This window comes from Geodermatophilus sp. SYSU D00684, assembly GCF_054050455.1.
Window position 1 is genome coordinate 43,523 of sequence record NZ_JBJGZI010000019.1, and the last position, 20,254, is coordinate 63,776.

At 76.7% G+C, this 20,254-nt stretch carries 19 protein-coding genes; 13 read left to right on the forward strand and 6 right to left on the reverse strand.

Features of this window, described 5'->3' with window-relative positions; genetic code table 11:
• Positions 1-128 precede the first annotated feature (128 nt).
• On the reverse strand, positions 129-620 hold the full coding sequence (locus ACI79L_RS15015; protein ID WP_456937572.1) for a pyridoxamine 5'-phosphate oxidase family protein: 492 nt from the start codon (positions 618-620) through the stop codon (positions 129-131).
• Positions 621-698: 78 nt separating this feature from the next.
• Here ACI79L_RS15015 and ACI79L_RS15020 point away from each other — a divergent pair, with 78 nt between their 5' ends.
• The 3 genes from ACI79L_RS15020 to ACI79L_RS15030 all read left to right on the forward strand — a co-directional run bounded on the left by ACI79L_RS15020 (position 699) and on the right by ACI79L_RS15030 (position 4,267).
• Positions 699-1,967, forward strand: coding sequence for a multidrug effflux MFS transporter (locus ACI79L_RS15020; protein ID WP_456937573.1), 1,269 nt, complete (start codon positions 699-701; stop codon positions 1,965-1,967).
• Positions 1,968-2,014: 47 nt separating this feature from the next.
• The gene (gene mftE / locus ACI79L_RS15025; RefSeq protein WP_456937574.1) at positions 2,015-2,698 is read left to right on the forward strand and encodes a mycofactocin biosynthesis peptidyl-dipeptidase MftE; all 684 of its coding nucleotides are present in this window, start codon (positions 2,015-2,017) and stop codon (positions 2,696-2,698) included.
• Positions 2,699-2,764: 66 nt separating this feature from the next.
• A complete protein-coding gene (locus ACI79L_RS15030; RefSeq protein ID WP_456937575.1) occupies positions 2,765-4,267 on the forward strand; it encodes a purine-cytosine permease family protein in 1,503 nt (500 codons plus the stop codon).
• A gap of 5 nt (positions 4,268-4,272) precedes the next feature.
• Here ACI79L_RS15030 and ACI79L_RS15035 read toward each other — a convergent pair whose 3' ends face one another.
• Positions 4,273-5,286 carry an iron-siderophore ABC transporter substrate-binding protein gene (locus ACI79L_RS15035; protein ID WP_456937576.1) on the reverse strand — a complete coding sequence of 338 codons (1,014 nt, stop codon included), beginning with the start codon at positions 5,284-5,286 and terminating at the stop codon, positions 4,273-4,275.
• An 81-nt stretch (positions 5,287-5,367) separates the two neighbouring features.
• On the opposite strand from ACI79L_RS15035, the gene ACI79L_RS15040 reads away from it, so the two are divergent.
• From ACI79L_RS15040 to ACI79L_RS15075, 8 genes are all read left to right on the forward strand, one after another.
• Positions 5,368-5,907 carry a cysteine hydrolase family protein gene (locus tag ACI79L_RS15040; protein WP_456937577.1) on the forward strand — a complete coding sequence of 180 codons (540 nt, stop codon included), beginning with the start codon at positions 5,368-5,370 and terminating at the stop codon, positions 5,905-5,907.
• Positions 5,904-7,337: a mycofactocin biosynthesis glycosyltransferase MftF gene (mftF, locus tag ACI79L_RS15045; RefSeq protein ID WP_456937578.1), complete on the forward strand. Its 1,434-nt coding sequence runs from the start codon at positions 5,904-5,906 to the stop codon at positions 7,335-7,337. The genes ACI79L_RS15040 and mftF overlap by 4 nt, the downstream gene beginning before the upstream one ends.
• 80 nt (positions 7,338-7,417) lie before the next feature.
• Positions 7,418-8,740: a GAF domain-containing protein gene (locus ACI79L_RS15050; RefSeq protein ID WP_456937579.1), complete on the forward strand. Its 1,323-nt coding sequence runs from the start codon at positions 7,418-7,420 to the stop codon at positions 8,738-8,740.
• Positions 8,741-8,821: 81 nt separating this feature from the next.
• Entirely contained in the window at positions 8,822-10,045 is a 1,224-nt protein-coding gene (locus ACI79L_RS15055; RefSeq protein WP_456937580.1) for an MFS transporter, read from the forward strand.
• A gap of 219 nt (positions 10,046-10,264) precedes the next feature.
• Positions 10,265-10,759 (forward strand): (2Fe-2S)-binding protein, encoded by a 495-nt coding sequence (locus tag ACI79L_RS15060; protein WP_456937581.1) that lies wholly within the window; start codon positions 10,265-10,267, stop codon positions 10,757-10,759.
• Positions 10,756-13,257 (forward strand): xanthine dehydrogenase family protein molybdopterin-binding subunit, encoded by a 2,502-nt coding sequence (locus ACI79L_RS15065; RefSeq protein WP_456937582.1) that lies wholly within the window; start codon positions 10,756-10,758, stop codon positions 13,255-13,257. The genes ACI79L_RS15060 and ACI79L_RS15065 overlap by 4 nt, the downstream gene beginning before the upstream one ends.
• Positions 13,254-14,111, forward strand: a complete 858-nt coding sequence (locus ACI79L_RS15070) for an FAD binding domain-containing protein (RefSeq protein ID WP_456937583.1) — start codon at positions 13,254-13,256, stop codon at positions 14,109-14,111. The genes ACI79L_RS15065 and ACI79L_RS15070 overlap by 4 nt, the downstream gene beginning before the upstream one ends.
• Positions 14,112-14,206: 95 nt before the next feature.
• Positions 14,207-15,298 (forward strand): SRPBCC family protein, encoded by a 1,092-nt coding sequence (locus tag ACI79L_RS15075; RefSeq protein ID WP_456937584.1) that lies wholly within the window; start codon positions 14,207-14,209, stop codon positions 15,296-15,298.
• Between the two features lie 83 nt (positions 15,299-15,381).
• Here the strand turns inward: ACI79L_RS15075 and ACI79L_RS15080 are convergent, their stop codons facing one another.
• The 3 genes from ACI79L_RS15080 to ACI79L_RS15090 are packed head-to-tail and all read right to left on the reverse strand — an operon-like array spanning position 15,382 to position 17,365.
• The gene (locus ACI79L_RS15080; protein WP_456937585.1) at positions 15,382-16,020 is read right to left on the reverse strand and encodes an alpha/beta hydrolase family protein; all 639 of its coding nucleotides are present in this window, start codon (positions 16,018-16,020) and stop codon (positions 15,382-15,384) included.
• Positions 16,017-16,673, reverse strand: a complete 657-nt coding sequence (locus ACI79L_RS15085) for an HAD family hydrolase (RefSeq protein WP_456937586.1) — start codon at positions 16,671-16,673, stop codon at positions 16,017-16,019. Before ACI79L_RS15085 ends, ACI79L_RS15080 begins: the two co-directional genes overlap by 4 nt.
• Positions 16,670-17,365, reverse strand: coding sequence for a DedA family protein (locus ACI79L_RS15090; RefSeq protein ID WP_456937587.1), 696 nt, complete (start codon positions 17,363-17,365; stop codon positions 16,670-16,672). Before ACI79L_RS15090 ends, ACI79L_RS15085 begins: the two co-directional genes overlap by 4 nt.
• Positions 17,366-17,455: 90 nt before the next feature.
• On the opposite strand from ACI79L_RS15090, the gene ACI79L_RS15095 reads away from it, so the two are divergent.
• Positions 17,456-18,751 carry an amidohydrolase family protein gene (locus tag ACI79L_RS15095; RefSeq protein ID WP_456937588.1) on the forward strand — a complete coding sequence of 432 codons (1,296 nt, stop codon included), beginning with the start codon at positions 17,456-17,458 and terminating at the stop codon, positions 18,749-18,751.
• On the opposite strand, the gene ACI79L_RS15100 is transcribed toward ACI79L_RS15095, so the two are convergent.
• Positions 18,748-19,218, reverse strand: coding sequence for a hypothetical protein (locus ACI79L_RS15100; RefSeq protein ID WP_456937589.1), 471 nt, complete (start codon positions 19,216-19,218; stop codon positions 18,748-18,750). The genes ACI79L_RS15095 and ACI79L_RS15100 overlap by 4 nt on opposite strands.
• 176 nt (positions 19,219-19,394) lie before the next feature.
• Here ACI79L_RS15100 and ACI79L_RS15105 point away from each other — a divergent pair, with 176 nt between their 5' ends.
• On the forward strand, positions 19,395-20,234 hold the full coding sequence (locus ACI79L_RS15105; RefSeq protein WP_456937590.1) for an endonuclease/exonuclease/phosphatase family protein: 840 nt from the start codon (positions 19,395-19,397) through the stop codon (positions 20,232-20,234).
• The last annotated feature ends 20 nt before the right edge of the window (positions 20,235-20,254 follow it).

Consider the following 20,254-nt stretch of genomic DNA (forward strand, 5'->3'; position numbering starts at 1 on the left):
GCCCCCAGGCTGACCGCCGTCCCTGACCGGGCCCGGTGAGCCGCCTGGGAGTCCGCTGGGTGCCCCTGGCCCCCTCGCAGGGCCCCGGCCCGCGCGGAGCGTGGGCCGGGGGCCGAGGGGGTCCTCCCTCAGGGGAGGTCGACGACGTCCTTCTCCCCGGTGTCGGGCTTCGAGCCGGTGGTCTTGGCCTTGACGAAGCTCAGCGCCGTCGCCAGCCGGTTGCCGGGGCTGTCCCAGTACTCGGCGGTGTCGCCGTCGACCTTCACCAGGACGACGGACGGGTCCTCGGGCCCCTGCGGCAGCCACGCCTCGACGCCGCCGTTCCACAGCTCCTTCTTCTTCGCGACGTCGTCGACGACGCGCGCGGTCCCGGTCAGCGACACCCAGGTGCCGCCCGAGCCGATGCCGACGTTGACCTGCGGCGAGGCCCGGATGTGCGCGAGCCACGGGGCGTCGTGCTCGGCGAAGAACCAGAGGCCGCCGTCGAACTCGACCTCCTGGAGCGCCATGGGCCGGCTGGTCAGCCGCCCGTCGGGCATGGTCGTGGTGAGGAAGCCGAACCTCTGCCCCTTGATGAGCCCGGCGACCTTGGCGGTGGCGTCCTGCGAGTCGGTGGTCATGCCCCTGCCCTTCCCCGGATCGGCCGCGCGACACGGGCGACACCCCGGCGTCCCGGAATGCACCGGCACCCGGTTGCCTTGCGCAACGTCGTGACGACGATCCAGGACCGGCCGGCGACGAGACCGGCCACGACCCCCGACCGGCCCGGGACCGCCCGCACCGCGCTCACCCTCGGCGCCTTCGTGGCCCTCGGGCCGCTCACCGTGGACATGTACCTCCCGGCGCTGCCCACCATCGCCGACGACCTGCGGACCAGCTCGGCCACGGTGCAGCTGACCCTCACCGGCACGCTGGTCGGCCTGGCGCTCGGCCAGCTCGTGCTCGGGCCGCTGTCGGACGCCCTGGGCCGGCGCCGCCCGCTGCTGGCGGGCACCGCGCTGCACGTCGTCGCCTCGCTGCTGGTGCTCGTCGCGCCGTCGATCGCGGTGCTCGGCGCGCTGCGCTTCCTGCAGGGCGTGGGGACGGCGGCCGGCGCGGTCATCGCGCTCGCCGTCGTGCGGGACCTGTTCGAAGGCCGGGCCGCGGCCACCATGCTCTCCCGGCTGTTCCTCGTCCTCGGCGCGGCGCCGGTGCTCGCGCCGACCGTCGGCGGGGAGGTCCTCCGGGTCACCTCGTGGCGCGGCGTGTTCCTGCTGCTCGCCGTCTACGGCCTGGCGCTGCTCGCGGTCGGCTGGTTCGCGGTGCGCGAGACGCTGCCGCCCGAGCGGCGGCGCAGCAGCGGCGTCGCCGGGACGCTGCGCGGCTACCGGGCGCTGCTGCGCGACCGCGCCTACGTCGGGCTGGTGCTGGTCGCCGGGCTGACGATGGCCGGGCTGTTCAGCTACGTCTCGGGCTCCTCGTTCGTCTTCCAGGACCAGTTCGGCCTCGACGAGCAGCAGTTCGGCCTGCTCTTCGGCGCCGGCGCCGTCTGGCTGATCGGCGCCACCCAGCTCAACCCGGTCGTGCTGCGCTGGTTCTCCCCCGCCCAGGTGCTCGTGACCGGCGTCGTCGTCGGGGCGCTCGCGGGCGCGGTGCTGCTGGTGCTCGCGGGCACCGGCACCGGCGGGCTGTGGGCGATCGCGCTGCCGCTGTGGGCGGTGCTGTTCGCCTCCGGCCTGGCGCTGCCCAACGCCCCGGCGCTCGCGCTGTCCCGGCACGGCGAGGCGGCCGGCACCGCGGCGGCGCTGCTCGGCGCGGTGCAGTTCGGCGTCGGCGCTGCGGTCGCCCCGCTGGTCGGCGTGCTCGGCAACGACGCGGTCGCGATGGGCGTCGTCGTCCTGGCCGCGCTGGTCGTGGCGATCGCGGTCCTGGTGCTCGTCGTCCGGCCGTGGCGGCTGCCCGTCGACGCCGAGGCCGTCCCCGCCTGAGCCCGGGGGCGGCAGGAATGGCCATTTCTACCGCCTAGGCTGACCCGGTGCCCGACCTGGCCGGCGCCGCGTGGCCGGAGCTGCCCGCGCGCCCGCTGCTGGTCGTCCCGCTCGGTTCGGTCGAGCAGCACGGGCCCGGCCTGCCGTTCGCCACGGACACGGTCGTGGCCGAGGCGGTGGCCCGGGCGGCGGACCTCGACGGCGTCCTGGCCCCCGCCCTCCCCTACGGCGCCAGCGGCGAGCACGAGGGCTTCCCCGGCACCGTCTCGATCGGCACCGAGGCGCTGACCACGCTGCTGGTCGAGTACGGCCGCTCCGCCTGCCGCTGGGCCGGCCGGCTGCTCGTCGTCAACGGGCACGGCGGCAACCTCGACGCGCTGCGCCGGGCCGTGCCGCTGCTGCGCGCCGAGGGCCGCGACGCCGCCTGGTCCCCCTGCGGCGTCCCCGGAGGCGACGCGCACGCCGGGCGCACCGAGACCTCGCTGCTGTTGCACGTGGAACCGGCATCGGTGCGGTCGGGGGCCCTCGTCGCCGGCGTGACGACGCCGATCGGCGACCTGCTGCCCCGGCTGCGCGCCGAGGGGGTGCACGGGGTGAGCCCCACCGGCGTGCTCGGCGACCCGGCCGGCGCCTCGGCGGAGGAGGGCGCCCGCCTGCTGGCCGGCCTGGCGGCCCGCCTCGCGGCGGCGGTGGCCCGCTGGGACGTGGGCGACGACGGGCGGCTCCGCTAGCCCCGCGGGCCGCGGTCCCCCCGGCGCGCCAGGATGGCGGGGACACGACACGGGGAGGAGCCGCCGATGACCCAGCAGCCGGCCGTCGACCGGGGCGCGGAGGTGGCCGCGGGGCGCGGCGCCGTCGAGACCAACGGCATCAACGTCATCGCCGAGGAGGAGCGCCGCGGCCGCCCGCGCCAGCTGTTCTGGCCGTGGTTCGGCGCCAACGTGAGCGTCCTCGGCCTGGCGTACGGCTCGTTCCTGCTCGGCTTCGGCATCTCCGCCGGGCAGGCGCTGGTCGCCGGGACGGTCGGCATCGTCGTCTCGTTCCTGCTCTGCGGGCTCGTCGCGATCGCGGGCAAGCGCGGCTCGGCGCCCACCCTGGTGCTCAGCCGCGCCGCGTTCGGCGTGCACGGCAACCGGGTCCCGGCCGCGCTGTCCTGGGTCCTCACCGTCGGCTGGGAGACGGTGCTGGTCAGCCTCGCCACCCTCGCGACGGCGACCGTGTTCGGGCAGCTCGGCTGGAGCGGCGGGACGGCGACCCAGGTGGTCGCGCTGCTCGTCGTCGCCGCGCTGGTCGTGGCCGGCGGCGTGCTCGGCTTCGACGCGATCATGCGCATGCAGGCGGTGATCACCGTCGTCAGCGGCGTGCTCACCGTCGTCTACGTGGTGCTGGTGGTGGACGACGTCGACTGGTCGGCGGTGACCGCGGTCCCGGGCGGCTCGACGGCGGCCGTCGTCGGCGCGCTCGTGCTGGCGATGACCGGCTACGGCTTCGGCTGGGTGAACGCCGCCGCCGACTACTCCCGCTACCTGCCGCGGGCGGCGTCGACCGGCGGCGTCGTCGGCTGGACGACGTTCGGCGGCGCGCTGGCGCCCGTCGTGCTGCTGGGCACCGGCCTGCTGCTGGCCGCCTCGGACCCGGAGCTGTCGGGCGCGATCGGCGCCGACCCGATCGGCGCGCTCGGCACGATCCTGCCGACCTGGTTCCTCGTGCCGTTCGTCGTCGTCGCGGTGCTCGGCCTGGTCGGCGGCGCGCTGCTGGACATCTACTCGTCGGGGCTGTCGCTGCTGGCCGCCGGGGTGCGGGTGCCCCGCCCGGTCGCCGCCGGCATCGACGGCACCCTCATGGTGCTGGGCGCGATCTGGGTGGTGTTCCTGGCCGACGCCAGCTTCTCGGTCCAGTTCCAGGGCTTCCTCATCACCCTCGGCGTGCCGATCGCCGCCTGGTGCGGGATCTTCCTCGGCGACCTCGCGCTGCGCCGCCGCCACTACGCCGAGGCCGACCTCTACGACGCCCGCGGCCGCTACGGCGCCGTCCCGCCGGTGCCGCTGCTGCTGCTCGCGGTGGGCACCGTGCTCGGCTGGGGGCTGGTCACCAACACCTACGCCGGCTGGCTGGACTGGCAGGGCTACCTGCTCGGCCCGCTCGGGCTCGGCGGCCGCGAGGGCGACTGGGCCTTCGCCAACCTCGGCGTGCTGGCAGCCTTCCTCGTCGGGCTGCTCGGCACGCTCGCGCTGCGCCGGGGGGCGGTGCGGACGCAGGAGGCCGCCCCGGCGGTGCCGGGACGGCCTCCTGCGTACTGAGCCGGTCAGCCCTGCAGCGTCTCCGCGAACAGCGGCACCGCGTTGTCCAGCGCGTACCCCGTCCCGAGCACCGAGCCGCTGGAGAAGGAGTTGACCAGCGTCTCGTCCTCGAGCACGAGCGCGTTGCCCTGCTGCACCGACGGCAGCGTCTGCCACAGCGGATTCGAGGTGATCTGCGCCGGGTCGACGAAGATCGGGAAGACGACGGTCAGCGGCGCGTCCAGCAGCGAGACCTGCTCGTCGGAGACGGGGACGAAGAAGCTCTCCGTGGAGAGGTCCTGGATCGCCTGCTTGTTCGTGAAGCCCAGCGCCTCCATGAAGTCGACGCGGGTGTCGCCGCGGACGTAGGCGCCGAAGCCCTCGGAGGTGTACGCGCCGACGGCGACCTCGGTGCCGTCGAAGGCCGGGTTGGCCGCCGCGGCGTCGGCGAAGCGCTGCTCGAGGTCGCTCCGCAGCTGCGCGGCCTCGTCGCTCTTCCCGAGCGCCTGCCCGACCAGCTCGAGCTGCTGCTGCCAGGTGGTCACGTACTGCTCGGCGCCCTCGGGGATCCCCACGGTCGGCGCGATCGCGCTGAGGGAGTCGTAGCGCTCCTGGGTGCCGTCGGAGCGGGTGTCGAGGATGAGGTCGGGCTCCAGCGCGGCGATCGCCTCGAGGCTGGGCTCGAGCGTCTCGATGATCTCCGGCGCCTCGTCGTAGAGCCCCTCGGCCCACGGGCCCACGCCCTCGCCGCCGAAGCCGAGCCAGTCGCTCGCGCCGACCGGCTGCACGCCGAGCGCCAGGGCCGTCTCGGCGTCGGACCAGCCGAGGGCCACCACGCGCTGCGGCTCCTCCTCGATCTCGACGTCGCCGAACGCGGTGCTGACGGTGACGGGGAAGGCGCCGTCGCCGCCGGCCGCGGGGGAGGACGCCTCGGACCCCGCCGTCGAGCCCCCGTCGTCGGAGCCGCAGGCGGCCAGCGCCGCGGCGGTGGTGAGGGCGGCCGCGGCCAGGGCGGCGCGCCGGGTGAGGGGACGGGACATGGACGGTCTCCTTCGGTCGGTCCGGGTAAGGCTAGCCTGACCAAACCTGGCCGCGGCACCGCGGGCGGTTAGGGTCCGGCCGTGACGCACCCCTCCGGCTGGCTGGTCGTCGTCGACCCGCAGCGGGTGTTCGCCGACCCCGGCTCCCCGTGGGCGGCGCCCCGCTACGAGGAGGTGCGCCCGCGCATCCGGCGCCTGGTGGCCGCCTTCGGCGACCAGGTCGTCCTCACCCGGTTCGTCGCGCCGCGGGAGCCCGCCGGCGCCTGGGTCGACTACTACGAGCGGTTCCCGTTCGCGCTGCAGCCGCCCGACGCCCCGCTGTGGGACCTGGTCGAGGACCCCGGCCCGGCCCGCGTGCTCACCGCGACCACCTTCGGCAAGTGGGGCCCGGAGCTGGCGGAGGCGGTCGGCGCCGGGCCGCTGACCGTGGCCGGCGTGGCCACCGACTGCTGCGTCGTCTCCACCGTGCTGCCCGCCGCCGACGCCGGCGTGCCGGTGCGCGTGGTCGCCGACGCCTGCGCCGGCAGCACCGACGACGACCACCGGAAGGCACTCGACCTCATGGGCCTCTACGCGCCGCTGGTCGAGGTCACCACCACCGACGCCGTGCTGGCCGGGTGAGCCTCCCGCCGCCCCCGGACGCCCGGCTGCCCGACGGCTGGGCGGTGCGGCTGGACCCGCGCACCCGCCGGCTGGAGGACGGCGCGGCGCTGCTCGGCGGCTCGCCGCTGCGGCTGCTCCGCCTCGCGCCGCGCGCCCGCGACCTGCTCGCCGGCGACCGCCTCGTCGTCACCGGCCCGGCGACGGCGGCGCTCGCGGCGCGCCTGCAGGACGCCGGCGTCGCCGTCCCCGAGCCCGCCGGCCCCGCGCCCGGCCCGGACGGCGTCACCGTCGTCGTCCCCGTGCGCGACCGCGCCGCCGGCGTCGCCCGCCTGCTGGCCGCGCTGCGCGCCGACCCGGACACCGCCGCCGGGCGCGTGCTCGTCGTCGACGACGGCTCCGCCGACGCCCCCGCGCTGGCCGCGGCCGCCGCCGCGGGCGGGGCCGAGGTGCTGCGGCACGAGCGCTCGCTCGGGCCCGCCGCCGCGCGGAACACCGGGCTGCGCGCCGCGACGACCGCTGCCGTCGCCTTCCTCGACTCCGACTGCGTGCCCCGGCCCGGCTGGCTGGCGACGCTGCTGCCGCACCTGGCCGACCCGCGGCTGGCCGTCGTCGCGCCGCGGATCACCGCCCTGCCGGCCGCGGACCCCGGGTGGGTGACCGCCTACGAGACGGCGGTCAGCGCCCTGGACATGGGCCCGGACCCGGGGCCGGTCGCGCCGCTGTCGGGTCTGTCCTACCTGCCCAGCGCGGCGCTGCTGGTCCGGCGGGCGGCGCTGGGCGCCGGCTTCGACGCCGGCATGCGGGTGGCCGAGGACGTCGACCTGGTGTGGCGGCTGGCCGCGGCCGGCTGGCGGGTGCGCTACGAGCCGGCCGCGCGTGTGGACCACGAGCACCCCTCGGCCACCGGCGCGTGGCTGCGCCGGCGGGCGGTCTACGGCACCGGGGCGGCGCCGCTGGCCGCCCGGCACGGCCGCGCCGTCGCACCGGTGGTCGTGAGCCCGTGGTCGGCGGCCGCGCTGGCCCTCGCGCTGGCCGGCGGGCGCGCCGGCCGGGTGCTGGCGGTCGCCGTCCTCGGCGACGCGACGGTCCGCCTGGCGCACCGCGTCGCCGGCCCGGGCCGCCGCCCCCCGTACGGCCTGGCCGCGGCGCTGGTGCTGCGCGGCACGGCCGCGGCCGGCCGCACGCTCGCCCGCTCGGCCACCCGGCACCACTGGCCGCTGACCGCCGCCGCGGCGCTGGTGTCCCGCCGCGCGCGGCGGGCCGCGCTGGCCGTCGCCGCCGCCGACGCCGTCCTCGCCTGGTGGCCGCACCGGGCGGCGGTGGACCCGGTGCGCTTCGCCGCCGCCCGCCGGCTGGAGGACCTGGCCTACGGCGCGGGGCTCTGGGCGGGCGCGCTGCGCCGCCGGGACCCGGCCGCGCTGCTGCCGGCGCGGCCCCCGTCGGTCTGACGCCCGGTTCGGTCGCTGGTGGAATCGTGCGATCCGGGTCACCATGTGCGGGCCATGACTCTCAGCCCGGGGGACACGTCGTGACCAGCGTCAGCCCGTGGCTCGCGCTGCCCGAGGGGCGCCCCACGCCCGGGCTCACCCGCCGCCTGCGCGCGGCGCACGAGACGCTGGTGACCCGCGGCGCCCCGCCGCCCCTGCCGGACGTGCGGTCGGTGGTCTGGGACTCCTGGCGGCGCAGCCTGGGCAGCGGCGTCGACCCCGACGGGCACGGCCCGCCGGTCGACCTGCTCGACGACGACCTGGCCGCCTACCGCGCCGCCCACCCGCTGGCCCCGGTGCTGCCGGTGATCCGCCGGCTGCTGGTCGAGGACGCCGAGGCCGACCGGATGATCGTCGCGGTCACCGACGCAGACGGCCGGATGCTGTGGGTGGAGGGCGAGCGCCGCCTGCGCTCGCTGGCCGAGGGCATGAACTTCGTCGCCGGCGCCCGGTGGTCCGAGGAGGTCGCCGGCACCAACGCCCCCGGCACCGCGCTGGCCCTCGACCACCCGGTTCAGATCTACGGCAGCGAGCACTACCGCCGCCCGGTCCAGCCCTGGAGCTGCTCGGCCGCGCCGGTGCACCACCCCGTCACCGGGGTGCTGCTCGGTGCCATCGACGTCACCGGCGGCGACCACGTGGCCAGCCCGCACGTGCTCACGCTCGTCCGCGCGACCGTGGCCGCCGTCGAGTCGGAGCTGCGCTGGCTGCACCGCGAGGAGCAGCGCGACGCCGCCCGCGGCCCCCGGCCCGCGCCGCCGGTGCGGCCCGCCGCGCCCCGGCTGGACGTGCTCGGCCGCGAGCGAGCCCGCCTGACCCTGCCCGGCGGCCCGGTCGAGCTCTCAGTGCGCCACTCCGAGCTGCTGCTCCTGCTCGCCGAGGCGGCCGCCGCGGGCGAGGGCCGCAGCACCGAGCAGCTGGCTGCCGAGTGTCACGCCGGCGACACCGCCGCGGTCACCGTGCGCGCCGAGCTGTCCCGGCTGCGCCGGCTGGTCGGCGACGACCTCGTCGGCTCTCGCCCCTACCGGCTGCTGCGCCCGCTGGAGACCGACCTGGAGGCGGTGCGCCGGCTGCTCGACCGCGGCGCCGTCGCCGCGGCGCTGGACCGCTACCCCGGCCCCGTGCTGCCCCGCTCGACCGCGCCCGGCGTCGTCCTCGCCCGCCGCCGCCTCGTCGCCGCGCTGCGCGGCGCCGTGATCGGCAGCCGCCGGCCGGAGCTGCTGCTGCGCTGGACCGCCCTGCCCGAGGCCCGCGACGACGCCGCCGCCTGGCAGGCCTGCCTCGAGGCGCTGCCGGCCGGGTCCCCGCGCCGCGGCGCGGTCGCCGCCCACCTGCTCGCACTCCGGCGGGCCTCCCGCGCCTGACCCCCGGGGCCCGTGGGGCGGAAATGGCCATTTCTGCCCCACGGGGAATACGGCCCGGCGCTGTTCACTTGGCACGGTCACGTGAGTGCCAGCACCGCCGCCCCGCCCGCCCCCGCGACCACGTCCCTGGCCACCCCACGGGTGGCCGTCGCGCTGGTCGCGCTCGCGCTCGGCGGGTTCGCGATCGGCACCACCGAGTTCGTCACGATGGGGCTGCTGCCCGACATCGCCGACGGCGTCGGCGTGGACATCCCGACCGCCGGCCACGTCATCTCCGCCTACGCCCTCGGCGTGGTCGTCGGCGCGCCGGTCATCGCCGCGCTGGGCGCCCGGCTGCCCCGCCGCGCGCTGCTCGTCGGGCTCATGGCCGCCTTCCTCGCCGGCAACGCGCTGAGCGCGCTCGCCCCCGGGTCGGCGGCGCTGCTGCTCGCCCGGTTCGTCAGCGGCCTGCCGCACGGCGCCTACTTCGGCGTCGCCTCGCTGGTCGCCGCGTCGCTGGTGCCGCCGTCGCTGCGCGGCCGCGCGGTGAGCACGGTGATGCTCGGGCTGGCCGTGGCCAACGTGGCCGGCGTCCCCGCGGCCACCTGGCTCGGGCAGACGCTGGGCTGGCGCTCGGCCTACTGGGCGGTGGTGGTCCTCGCCGCGCTCACCGTCGCGGCCGTGCTCGCCGTCGTCCCCTCCTCGCCCGGGGCCCGGGACGCGAGCGTGCGCGCCGAGCTCGGCGCGCTGCGCCGCCCGCAGGTGCTGCTCACCCTGGCCGTGGCCACCGTCGGGTTCGGCGGCATGTTCGCCGTCTACAGCTACGTCGCGCCGCTGACCACCGAGGTCACCGGGCTCTCGCGCGGCGTCGTCCCCTGGGTGCTGCTCGCCTTCGGCATCGGCGGCGTGGTGGGGACCGCGCTCGGCGGGCGGCTGGCCGACATCGCGCTGTTCCGCTCGCTGGTCGCCACCCTCGTCGCCCTCGCCGTCCTGCTGGCGCTGGTCGGCCCCGCCGCCGCCACCGGCCCCACCCTGCTGGCCGGGATCTTCCTGCTCGCGGTCGCCGCGTCGACGCTGGTCGTCTGCCTGCAGCTGCGGCTGATGGAGGTGGCCGGGGAGGCGCAGATGCTCGGCGCCGCGCTCAACCACTCGGCGCTCAACGCGGCCAACGCGCTCGGCGCGTGGCTCGGCGGCGTGGTCATCGCCGCCGGGTACGGCTACACCGCGCCGAGCCTGGTCGGCGTCGGGCTGGCCGTCCTGGGCCTGGTCGCGCTGGCCGGCAGCGCGGCCCTGCGGCGGCGCGAGCTGCGCGCCGTCGCCGCCTGACGCGCGCTGCAACGGGCCTGCAACCTCTCCCCTGCGGCGGAGCGGCCACCGCCCGGCCGCACCTGCGGCTGCGCAAGGGGAAAGGGGCCGCAGCTGCGGACCGGCAGGTCACCCGGTCACAGGTAAGCGTGGCCTAAGTCACTCCGCCGTTGACAGACTCCGCCGCGGAGCGCCCGTGGAGCCGGGCGCGATCGCCTGCTGCAACGGAGCGGAGGATCCATGACCCAGGTCAGCATGAGGGTCGACGGCGTGACCTACACCGACGAGGTCGAACCCCGGACCCTGCTGGTCCACCACCTGCGCGAGGCCCTCGGCAAGGTGGGCACCGTCGTCGGCTGCGACACCAGCAACTGCGGCGCCTGCACCGTGCACCTGGACGGGCAGGCCGTGAAGTCCTGCACCGTCCTCGCCGTCCAGGCCGACGGCGCCGAGGTCACCACCATCGAGGGCATCGGCAGCGAGGGCGCCCTGCACCCGGTGCAGAAGGCCTTCCACGAGATGCACGGTCTCCAGTGCGGCTTCTGCACGCCCGGGATGATCATGGCCTCGATCGACCTGCTGAAGGAGAACCCGAGCCCCAGCGAGACCGAGGTCCGCGAGGGCATCGAGGGCAACCTCTGCCGCTGCACCGGCTACCAGAACATCGTCCGCGCGGTGCAGCAGGCCGCGGGGGAGATGTCCGGCTCCTCCGAGACCCTGGGAGCGCAGGCATGACCGTCACCGAGGACGCGGCCACCACCCAGACCCCGGCCCCGGACAAGGAGGTCGGGAAGGCGCGCCGCCGCAAGGAGGACGCCCGCCTCATCACCGGGCGCACCACCTGGACCGACAACATGGTCCTGCCCGGGATGCTGCACCTCAGCGTCGTGCGCAGCCCCGTGGCGCACGCCCGCATCACCTCGATCGACGTCTCCGCGGCCAAGGAGGCCCCCGGCGTCGTCGCGGTGTTCACCGGCCGCGACCTCGCCGACGAGCAGGGCTCCATCCCCTGCGCCTGGCCGGTCACGCCGGACATGAAGAACCCCGGCCACCCCTCGATCGCCGTCGACGGCGTGAACCACGTCGGTGAGGCGGTGGCGGTCATCGTCGCCCGCTCGCGCACCGCGGCCGCCGACGCCGTCGAGCTGGTCGACGTCGACTACGAGACGCTGCCCCCGGTCCTCGACATGGAGGAGGCCGTCCGCGACGGCGCGGAGCTGGTGCACGACGAGCTCGGCACCAACACCAGCTACCACTTCGTCTTCGACGCCGGCGAGGCCGGCACGGGCGTGGACACCGAGCAGGCCTTCGCCGACGCCGAGGTCGTCGTCAGCCGGCGGTTCGTCAACCAGCGGCTGATCCCGGCGTTCATGGAGCCGCGCTCGGTCGTCGTCCAGCCCCAGGGCGAGAACTTCACGCTGTGGTCGGCCACCCAGATCCCGCACGTGCTGCGGGTGATGCTGGCGATGGTCACCGGCATCCCGGAGCACAAGCTGCGCGTCGTCGCCCCCGACGTCGGCGGCGGCTTCGGCGGCAAGCTGCAGGTCAACCCCGAGGAGGTCCTCGCGCTGCTGATCGCGCGCCACCTCGGCAAGCCGGTCAAGTGGACCGAGACCCGCAGCGAGTCGCTGATGACCGCCCACCACGGCCGCGACCAGATCCAGTACATCGACGTCGCCGCCGACCGCGAGGGCAACGTCAAGGGCCTGCGCGTGCGGCTGCTCGCCGACATGGGCGCCTACCTGCGGCTGATCACCCCGGGCGTGCCGGCGCTGGGCGCGTTCATGTTCCCCGGCATCTACAAGTTCCCGGCCTACCGCTTCGAGTGCGACGGCGTCTTCACCAACAAGGTCCCCACCGACGCCTACCGCGGCGCCGGCCGGCCCGAGGCCACCTTCGCCGTCGAGCGGATCATGGACGAGCTCGCCGTCGAGCTCGGCATGGACCCGCTGGAGCTGCGGCGGAAGAACTGGATCGACGCCGCGGAGTTCCCGTTCACCACCGTCGCCGGCCTCGAGTACGACAGCGGCGACTACGACTCGGCCACCCAGCAGGCGCTGGAGCTGCTCGGCTACGACGAGCTGCGCGAGGAGCAGCGCCGACGGCGCGAGTCGAACGACCCGGTGCAGCTCGGCATCGGCTTCTCCACCTTCACCGAGATGTGCGGCCTGGCGCCCTCCCGGGTGCTCGGCTCGCTGTCCTACGGCGCGGGCGGCTGGGAGTCGGCGTCGATCCGGATGCTGCCCACCGGCAAGGTCGAGGTCGTCACCGGCTCGACGCCGCACGGCCAGGGCCACGAGACGGCGTGGAGTCAGCTGGTCGCCGACCAGCTCGGCGTGCCGTTCGAGGACGTCGAGGTGCTGCACGGCGACACCGCCGTCTCGCACAAGGGCATGGACACCTACGGCTCGCGCTCGCTGGTCGTCGGCGGCACCGCGGTGGTCAAGGCCGCCGACAAGGTGATCGCCAAGGCCCGCCGGGTCGCCGCGCACCTGCTCGAGGCCAACGAGGACGACCTGGAGTTCTCCGGCGGGAAGTTCACCGTCCGCGGGACGCCGGGCACCGGGATGTCGATCCAGGAGGTCGCGCTCGCCGTCTTCGCCGCGCACGACTACCCCGAGGACATCGAGCCCTCGATCGACGCGGACGCGACCTTCGACCCGGTCAACTTCTCCTTCCCGCACGGCACGCACGTGTGCGCGATGGAGGTCGACACCGAGACCGGGTTCGTGAAGATCCGCAAGTACGCCTGCGTCGACGACGTCGGCACGATCGTCAACCCGCTCATCGTCGAGGGGCAGGTGCACGGCGGCCTGGCCCAGGGCATCGCGCAGGCGCTGTACGAGGAGGCCGTCTACGACGCCGACGGCAACCTCACCACCGGCACCTTCGTCGACTACCTGGTCCCCTCGGCCGCCGACCTGCCGCACTTCGACACCGGCAACACCGTGCACGTGGCGCCGGGCAACCCGATCGGCGCCAAGGGCGTGGGGGAGGCCGGCTGCATCGCCAGCACCCCGGCGGTGGTCAACGCTGCGCTCGACGCCGTGCGGCACCTCGGCGTGGAGGACATCCGGATGCCGCTGACCCCGGAGCGGGTGTGGCGGGCCATCCACGAGGGCGGCGACGGCGGGGACCGGGCCACGGCCGGGTCCAACGCCTACGGCGGCGCCCAGACCGAGACCACCGCCGGTGTCTCGACCCCGCAGTCCGCTCTCGGAGGTGACCGGTGATCCCCGCCCCGTTCGAGTACGTCCGGCCGACGACGGTCGAGGAGGCCGTCCAGGCGGTCGCCGAGGGCGGCGAGGACGTCAAGGTCATGGCCGGCGGGCAGTCGCTCATCCCGGTCATGCGGCTGCGCCTGGCCGCGCCGGAGACGATCGTCGACCTCGGCCGGGTGGCGGAGATGCGCGGCGTCCGCGAGGAGGGCGACTCCCTGGTCATCGGCGCGATGACCACGCACGCCGACGTCCTCACCGACCCGCTGATCGCGCAGCACGCGAAGCTCATCGCGGAGGCGACCGAGACGGTGGCCGACCGGCAGACCCGCCGGCGCGGCACCTTCGGTGGCGCCCTGGCGCACGCCGACCCGGCCGGTGACCTGCCGGCGGTGGCGCTCGCGCTGGACGCCGAGATGGTCATCGCCGGGCCGGGCGGGCGCCGGACGGTGCCCGCGCGGGAGTTCTTCGTCGACTACCTGACCACCGCCCTCGACGAGGGGGAGGTCCTGGTCGAGATCCGGGTGCCGAAGCTGGCCGGCGACTGGGGCGTGCGCTACGAGAAGTTCAACCGCGTGGCGCAGGCGTGGTCGATCGTCGCGGTCGCCGCGGCGGTGCGACGCGAGAACGGGCACATCGCCGAGGCGCGGATCGGGCTGACCAACATGGGCCCGACCCCGCTGCGGGCGTCGGCCACCGAGGCCGCGCTGTCCGGCGCCGCCGCGTCCCCGGACACGGTGGCCTCCGCGGCGCGGTCGGCGGCCGAGGGCACCAGCCCGAGCAGCGACCTCAACGCCCAGGCCGACTACCGCGAGCACCTCGCGCAGGTGCTCACCCGCCGCGCGGTCACCGCCGCCGCCGGGCTGTAGCGTCCGGCACAACCCCGGCTCCCGCCCGTCCCCTCGGCCGGCCCGCCCTCCCGGGCGGACCGGCCGAGGTCCGTTCCCACCCCGGAGGTCGCACCGTGCAGCTGGAGAACTCGTTCACCGTCCCCGTGCCCGTCGACGAGGCCTGGCGGGTCCTGCTCGACATCGAGCGGATCGCGCCGTGCATGCCCGGAGCCGCGCTCGACTCGGTCTCCGGTGACGACTTCACCGGCCGGGTCAAGGTCAAGCTCGGCCCGATCAACCTGACCTACCAGGGCAAGGCGTCGTTCGTGGAGAAGGACGAGGCCGCGCACCGCGCCGTCATCGACGCGCGCGGCAAGGACCAGCGGGGCAACGGGACGGCGGCGGCCGTCATCACCGCCCGGCTCCAGGGCGAGGGGACGACGACGCGGGTCGACGTCCTCACCGACCTCAACATCACCGGCCGCCCGGCCCAGTTCGGCCGCGGCGTCATGACCGACGTCGGCAACAAGCTGCTCGGCCAGTTCGCCGACAAGCTCGCCGCCCAGCTGGCCACCGGCGACGACGTGACCGTGGACCGGGCGGCGGCCGCCGAGCAGCAGGAGCCGACCGTCGCCGGCACGGTCGCCGCCACCGCGGCGGGGGCCGCCGAGGAGGTCGCCCAGTCGGTCGAGCAGGTGCCCGGCGACAACGCGGTCGCGGAGAAGGTGCGCCAGACCGGCACCGCCGCGCGGGAGGCCGCGGCGTCCGCGACGGAGGCCGCGCGCAAGCCGGGGAAGAAGGCGCCGGCGAAGAAGGCCGCCGCGGCGTCGTCCCCGTCGCCCACGGAGACCGCGCCGATCACCGCCCCGGTCACCGGCGCCACCGACACCGTCTCGATCCCCGCGGTGTCGGACACCGCGCCGGCCGCGTCCGACGTCGCCCCGGCGGCCTCGGACACCGCGCCGGCGGCCGCGGTCGGCGGGCCCGTGCCGAGCACGCCGCCGTCGCGCAACACCGCCCCGCCGAGCCGGCCGGGCACCGGCGCCCCGCCGCGCAGCACCCCGGCCGCGACCCCGGTGCGCCCCCAGCCGGCCGCGGAGCCCGAGCCGATCGACCTGCTCGAGGTGGCCGGCGGTGCCGCGCTCGCCCGCTACGCCGGTCCCGGCGCCGCCGTCCTCGCGGTGCTGCTGCTCATCCTGTTCGCCGCCCGCCGCCGTCGTTCCTGAGCGTTCGGCCCGAGGAGTTGATCATCGGACGCGTGCACGGTGTTGCGGCGTGTCCGGCCGTGTCCCGTGCGCGCAGCCGATGATCAACTCCTGACGGCGGCCAGCTCCTCCAGCCAGGTCAGCGCGGCGGCGGCCACGGCCACGGGCGCCCTCCCCAGCGAGTGGTCGCCCGGCACCGCGGACACGGTCGCCGTCGGCACCCCGTCCAGCGCCGCGGCGACCTCCGCGGGCCGGCCGAACGCGTCGGTCTCCCCCTGCACCACGACCAGCGGCACGCCGGCGCCGGTCAGCTCGCCCGCGCGGCTGCGGTCGGGCCGGCCCGGCGGGTGCAGCGGGAACGCCAGCGCCAGCACGCCGTCCGCGCCGAGCGCCGTCGCCGTCCGGCAGGCCACCCGGGCGCCGGCGCTGCGCCCGCCGAACACCAGCGGGCCGGTCAGCGCGCCGCCGGCCCGCAGCGCCTCCACCACCGCGGTCCAGGCGACGTCGAGGCGCGGCGGCGCGGGCGCGATCCGCTTGCCGGCCACCCGCCACGGCTGCTCCACCCACAGCACCCGCCAGCCCGCCGCGGCGGCCGAGGCGGTGACGGCGACCAGGTCGGCCGACCCGGCGCCCCCGCCGGCGCCGTGTCCGAGCACGAGGGTGCCGCGGGCGCCGTCGGCCGGGCCGTCGGCGTGCACCGCGGCCGGGCCGAGCGGGGTGCCGACCGGTGCGAGGGAGCTCACCGGGCCAGCAGCGCGTCGACCGCCCCCGCGAGGTCCGGGGCGACGACGGCCGGCGCGGGGTAGCCCGGCGGGTAGACGCGCTCGCTGCGCGGGAACCACGCCCCGGTGAGGCCGGCGCGCTCGGCGCCCAGCACGTCCCAGCCGTGCGCGGCCACCAGCGCCATCCGCGACGGCTCGACCCCGCAGGCGCCCGCGGCCCACAGGTAGGCCTCGCGGGAGGGCTTCCAGGCGCGCACGGTCTCGCTGGTCAGCGTCCGCTCGACCAGCGGCGTGACCCCGCCCCGCTCCAGCCCCGCCTCGGCGACGCCGGGGGAGCCGTGCGACAGCGTCACCACGCGCACGCCGGCGTCGTGGAGGCGGCGCAGCGCGGGCTCGACGTCCGGGTGCGGCGACAGCTCGAGGAAGGCGTCGGCGACCTCCGCGCGGGCGCCGTCGGGCAGGTCGGTGAGCTGGGCCAGCGCCGAGTCGAAGGCGGCGCGGAAGGGCAGCCAGACGCCGGCCACCGTGGCGGCCGTCCCGGTGTGCAGGGTGCGGCCGAACACGGTGGGCAGCAGCCCCGCGGGCTGCCCGTGCTCGACGAGCGCGGCGCCGACGGGGGAGAGGTCGAGCAGCGTCTCGTTGACGTCGAACGCGACGACCTCGGGGCGCGTCATGCGGCGGGGAGGTCGCCGGCGCCGCGCCGGTCCTCGGCGCGGCCCGCGGTGGTCTGCCGCCGCCGGTGGTGGCGGATGTCCTTCACCCGCTTGTAGACCAGGTAGCCCACCGCCAGGACGACGACGGCGACGACGACGTAGTCCAGGTAGTGCAGGTTCGCCTCGATGAAGTCGCGGGCCAGCCAGCCCAGCGTCACCAGGACGGTGTTCCAGATGAGGCTGCCGGCCGCGGAGTAGAGGAGGAACTGGCCGAACGGCATCCGCACCACGCCCGCGGGCACGGAGATGAAGCTGCGCACGATCGGCACCATGCGGCCGAAGAACACCGCGGAGCGGCCGTGCCGCTCGAACCAGGCGAAGGTCTTGTCGACGTCGGCGGTCTCGACCAGCGGCAGCCGGTCGAGGAAGGCGTGCGAGCGGCGTGGACCCAGCGCCCGGCCGACGTAGTAGAAGAAGATCGCCCCCAGGATCGAGCCGATCGTCGCGCAGCCGACCACCGCGACGAACGCCCACGGGCTGTCGATGAGCACACCGGCCGCCCCGAGGACCGCCTCGCTGGGGATCGGCGGGATGACCGTCTCCAGCAGGATGCTGAAGCCGACGCCGATCGGACCCAGCGAGTCCACGAGCGAGAGCAGCCAGGCGGTGAGCCCACCCTGGTCGGAGGACGCTGCGGCGGCCAGGAAGGACATGGCTCCCACGGTACGGGCGGCGTCCGGACGTCGCCCGGACCTGCGGGTCGCTGCCCGGACGGCCGGGACGGATGGGGCTAGCGTGCCGCCATGCGCCAGCGACTCACCGCCCGGGCCGTCGTCGTGGGGGACCGGGCGGGCACGGTCGTGCCGGACGCCGTCGTCGACGTCGAGGACGGGCGCATCGCGTGGGCCGGCGCGGCCGCCGACGCCCCGCCGGCCGGGGACGCCGAGGTCGTGGCGCTGCCCGGCCTGCTCGTGCCGGGGCTGGTGAACGCCCACTCGCACGCGCCGATGGTGCTGTTCCGCGGCCAGGGCGAGGGACTGCCGCTGGACCGCTGGCTGCGCGAGGTGATGTGGCCGCGGGAGGCGCGGCTGACCGGCGACGACATCGAGGTGGCGATGACCGCCGCGTCGGCGGAGATGCTGCGCGGCGGGGTCACCACCAGCGTGGAGATGTACTTCTCGCCCGAGCGGATCGCCGCGGCGGTCGGGGCCACCGGCGCCCGGGCGGTGGTCGCGGCGCCGATGGTGCCGCTGCCGGGCATGCCGCCGCTCGAGGAGCAGATGGCCGCCGCGGTGGACCTGGCCGGGCACGCCGACGCGGACGGCCTGGTGGAGTTCGGCCTGGGCCCGCACGCGGCCTACACCGTCCCGCTGCCCCTGCTGCGCCGCGCCGCCGAGCTCACCCGCGAGCACGGGATGCTGCTGCACCTGCACGTGGCCGAGACCGCCACCGAGGGCGCCGGCCTGCTCGCGGCGCACGGGCTGTCGGTGCCCGCGCTGCTGGCCGCGCACGACGTCCTGGGCGGGCGGGTGCTGGCCGCGCACTGCGTGCACCTCGACGACGCCGACCTGGAGCTGTGGGCCGAGTACGACGTCGCGGTCGCGCACTGCCCGGCCAGCAACGCCAAGCTCGCCAGCGGCATCGCGCCGGTGCGGGCGATGCTCGACCGCCGGGTCCGGGTGGGCCTGGGCACCGACGGGCCGGCGTCCAACGACGGGCTGGACCTGCTCGCCGACGTCCGCCTGGCCGCGGGGCTGGCCCGGCTGCGCGAGTCCTCGGCCACGGCGCTCACCGCCGCGGAGGCGTTCTGGCTGGCCACCGGCGGGGCCGCCGCGGCGATCGGCCGCCCCGACCTCGGCCAGGTCGAGGCGGGCCGGCGCGCGGACCTCGTGCACGTGGACACCCACGACCTCGGCTTCGAGCCGGTCGGGGACCAGACCGACCTGCTCACCCACCTGGTCTGGTCGGGCGCCTCCCGGCTGGTCCGCGACGTCTGGGTCGGCGGCCGGCAGGTGGTCGCCGGCGGCGCGGTGACCACCGTGGACGTGGACGCGCTGCGCCCGGAGGTCGCCGGGCGGGCGGCCCGGCTGGCCCGCTAGGCCTGCGGGGCGGGGCCGGTCCAGGTGTAGAGGTGGCCGTCGACGACGACGGTCACCCAGCCCTCGCACAGCAGCGCCGGCTCGCCGGTGAGATCGGGCCAGGTGCCGCCGTCCCACGGCATCCCCGGCCGCGGCAGCGGCGTGCAGTCCGCGGGCGGGACGGTGCCGGGCGGGAGGGTCATGTCGGCCCGGACGCTGCCGTCGGCCGGGCCGTACGCCTCGCCCGGCCGGACGACGGTGACGTCGGAGCCGACCCCGCGGGTCCACCACGGCACGGTGTCCTCCGGCGCCCCGGCGGCCTCGGCGACGTCGCGGGTGTCGGTGTGCCCCTGCAGCTCGGCCACCATCGCGCCGAGGCCGTGCACGCCGGCGGGCATCGTCACCAGCACGCCGGCTCCCGCGGCCGCGGCGACCGCGACCGTCCCCGCCAGCGTGCCCAGGACCACCTTCACCGCCGTGCCGGGCACCGCGGGCCTCCTCTCGTCGGGCCACCGGCCGGTGGCGGGACGAGCCTCGGTCCGGAGGGCCTGCACGGGCGTCGGCGCCCGGGCTGATCCCGGCGGGGCCGGCCGTCCACCCGGGGGAGGACCCGGGGTGCGACGCGGGCTGGAGGACCGGGCCGCGCGGCGGTTGACTGCGGCGCATGGTGGCGTCCCTGCGGGTCCTGACCTTCAACGTGCTCGGGCCGGCCAACCCGGACTGGGCGCGGCGCAGCGCGCTGATCGGGGAGACGCTGCGCGCGCTGGCCCCCGACGTCGTCGCGCTGCAGGAGGTGCCCGTCGCGGGCGGCACCGTCGAGGAGCTCCTCGGCCCCGGGTATCACGTGACCCCCTTCTCCCGGGCCGCCGACGACGGGGTGGGCGGTGTGCTGGCCACGCGGGCGCCGCACCGGTTGGTCGAGGAGGTCGACCAGCGCTGCACGGAGCGGGCGCGCGACCTCCCGTGGTGCGCGACGCTGCTCGCCGAGGTGGACACCGCGGTCGGCCGCGTGCTGGTCGCCCACCACAAGCCGAGCTGGCAGTTCGGCTACGAGGTCGAGCGCGAGCAGCAGGCGCTGGCCGCCGCGCGGGCGGTCGAGCGCCGGGTGGGCGGGGTGGACCACGCCGTCCTCCTGGGCGACCTCGACGCCACCCCGGACGCCGCCAGCACGCAGTTCCTGCGCGGACGCCGGTCGCTGGCCGGGACGAGCGTGTGCTTCCAGGACGCCTGGGAGAGCCTGCACCCGGCCGACCCCGGGTTCACCTTCGACGCCCGGAACCCGCTGGTGCGGGCGGGGGAGGTGGCCACCGCGGTGAGCCGGCGCATCGACTGGGTGCTGGTGCGCAGCGGCGTGCACGGGCCGACGCTGCAGGTCCGCTCCTGCGCCCGGGTGCTCGACGAGCCGGTGGCCGGCGTGTGGGCCAGCGACCACTCCGGCGTCGTCGCCGACCTCGGCCTGCCCGGCCACCCGCCGGGCTCGTGGGCTCCTAAACCGATCGGTTGACAAGGGTGGCCGGGGGTCCT

Bases quoted from the DNA above. Each gene is read 5' to 3' on its own strand.
- ACI79L_RS15015 (WP_456937572.1), bottom strand. From the start codon at position 620: ATGACCACCGACTCGCAGGACGCCACCGCCAAGGTCGCCGGGCTCATC.
- ACI79L_RS15030 (WP_456937575.1), top strand. From the start codon at position 2,765: ATGACCCAGCAGCCGGCCGTCGACCGGGGCGCGGAGGTGGCCGCGGGG.
- ACI79L_RS15035 (WP_456937576.1), bottom strand. From the start codon at position 5,286: ATGTCCCGTCCCCTCACCCGGCGCGCCGCCCTGGCCGCGGCCGCCCTC.
- ACI79L_RS15060 (WP_456937581.1), top strand. From the start codon at position 10,265: ATGACCCAGGTCAGCATGAGGGTCGACGGCGTGACCTACACCGACGAG.
- ACI79L_RS15065 (WP_456937582.1), top strand. From the start codon at position 10,756: ATGACCGTCACCGAGGACGCGGCCACCACCCAGACCCCGGCCCCGGAC.
- ACI79L_RS15085 (WP_456937586.1), bottom strand. From the start codon at position 16,673: ATGACGCGCCCCGAGGTCGTCGCGTTCGACGTCAACGAGACGCTGCTC.
- ACI79L_RS15090 (WP_456937587.1), bottom strand. From the start codon at position 17,365: ATGTCCTTCCTGGCCGCCGCAGCGTCCTCCGACCAGGGTGGGCTCACC.
- ACI79L_RS15095 (WP_456937588.1), top strand. From the start codon at position 17,456: ATGCGCCAGCGACTCACCGCCCGGGCCGTCGTCGTGGGGGACCGGGCG.
- ACI79L_RS15105 (WP_456937590.1), top strand. From the start codon at position 19,395: ATGGTGGCGTCCCTGCGGGTCCTGACCTTCAACGTGCTCGGGCCGGCC.